Genomic DNA, 1,089 nt, shown 5'->3' with positions numbered 1-1,089 from the left:
CCAGTTTTCTGGGACCACTTCAATGCGACGGTCCGGTCGCCAAACGAAGGGTTCGTCGGGTAAACAGCGCCCCACCCTGTTTCCTGATCCTCCTCACTCTTCAATCATCGCCTTGATGGGATCGACAAACTTGTCGTTCAGTTTGGGGGCAGACTTGCTTGGCTTGTAGTACACAGTCCGCCGGGGCACGCCGAACCAGGCACAGAGTTTGCTGATCGTGACCACGTCTCCATCCGCCCGCCGGCCCTCATGAAGCGTCCGGATCATCAATCGTCCTCCCGCTCCATGAGGGCCTGCAACTTTTTTCGCGCTCTGAGCTCCAACATGGCCTCCCCATAAGCCTCTTGCAGGTCCTTGAGTTGCTTCTCGTATTCTTGACGCACATCCAATGGGTTCGCCTTCAGGGCGTTCTCCATGCCACGTTTTGCGTCCTCGACCCAAGTTTCGATCTCTGATGGGGCCAGGTCATAGGTCCGGCTGGCCTCGGCAACGGTTGTCTTGCCTTGAATTATCTCAACAACCAACGCTGACTTCCGCTTGGCTGTCCATCTTTTGACTGCTGTCATCGTATCACTCATCGCTACATTTTACTCCTTGTAGCATGAGCAGAGTTTCACTGGGTCGATACACCTTGAAGTCAGACAAAATCGCAGCTTGAAATACGAACTCATCAGTCTCCGGCAAAACCGGGGCGGTTCAAACCGTGGGATCAAACACTTAGAGAAGCTATTGAAACTGGGGCGCCATTTTGACGCTCCTGTTATTCAAATCCGTTCCGGCTCAAACAAACACGAAATCATCTGCATCGATACTCGCACGGCTGACCCCCTCAAGCTGAACGGATCCTCCTTCCCATTCAATCCGCACGCCATTGCCTGAGGCAATACTGGTGAGGTTGGAATAGGTGGCGCCGTGAAATTCGAGGACATCCACGCCGATCTCAAAGTCGGTGATAGTGTCAGAGCCCGTATTGCTTCCGCTAATGTCGAATACGAATACGTCCGAACCGGCTCCACCGCTCAGAGTGTCTGCCCCGGATCCACCTTCCAATCGGTCCGAACCATCCCCGCCATAGAGCCTGTCATTGCC

General features: G+C 54.2%; 2 protein-coding genes and 1 pseudogene. All 3 read right to left on the bottom strand.

Annotated elements, in window-relative coordinates; all coding sequences use genetic code 11:
• Window positions 1–93 precede the first annotated feature (93 nt).
• Complete coding sequence (locus FGE21_RS19855) at window positions 94–267, bottom strand: integrase catalytic subunit (RefSeq protein WP_139665123.1); 174 nt, start codon at window positions 265–267, stop codon at window positions 94–96.
• A complete protein-coding gene (locus FGE21_RS19850) occupies window positions 267–578 on the bottom strand; it encodes a DUF1153 domain-containing protein (RefSeq protein ID WP_139665122.1) in 312 nt (103 codons plus the stop codon). The genes FGE21_RS19855 and FGE21_RS19850 overlap by 1 nt, the downstream gene beginning before the upstream one ends.
• Window positions 579–780: 202 nt before the next feature.
• Window positions 781–1,089: pseudogene (locus FGE21_RS19845) on the bottom strand (hypothetical protein); the annotation flags it as partial.

Origin of the sequence: Phaeobacter sp. B1627 (assembly GCF_006265095.1) — a bacterium.
Lineage (GTDB): Bacteria > Pseudomonadota > Alphaproteobacteria > Rhodobacterales > Rhodobacteraceae > Epibacterium.
The sequence above is the reverse complement of the archived record's forward strand: the minus strand, read 5'-3'. Positions and strand labels throughout refer to the sequence as shown.

Bases quoted from the DNA above. Each gene is read 5' to 3' on its own strand.
- FGE21_RS19850 (WP_139665122.1), bottom strand. From the start codon at position 578: ATGAGTGATACGATGACAGCAGTCAAAAGATGGACAGCCAAGCGGAAG.
- FGE21_RS19855 (WP_139665123.1), bottom strand. From the start codon at position 267: ATGATCCGGACGCTTCATGAGGGCCGGCGGGCGGATGGAGACGTGGTC.